The 274-nt window shown below is 51.1% G+C and carries 1 pseudogene; it reads right to left on the reverse strand.

Going from position 1 to position 274, the window contains the following annotated elements:
• Positions 1–274 (reverse strand): annotated as a pseudogene (locus tag SB660_RS20425) (enoyl-CoA hydratase); the annotation flags it as partial.

Raw genomic sequence — 274 nt, forward strand, 5'->3', positions numbered from 1 at the left:
CGGATGCCCTCTTTATGATCATCCGTTTTTCTCATATTTTCCTGGGCCTTTCGTTCAAGAGATAAAACGTCTTTTAACCGGCTGATATGGAGGCTCTGATAAATAGCCTTCGTTTCAATCATCGCTGACAGCGGCGCATGCAGCAATCGGTCGATATACGGTTGTGCCCCCTCCGCAGGGCCGCCGCTGAACAGCCCGTCGGCAAGCTTGAGCCGCACCGCTTTTTCAGCCGGCAATTTTTCACCGCTCCAAATCAGTTTTTTCGCTTCGATCT

It is taken from the genome of Bacillus sp. SIMBA_005 (genome assembly GCF_046535585.1).
Lineage (GTDB): Bacteria > Bacillota > Bacilli > Bacillales > Bacillaceae > Bacillus > Bacillus pumilus.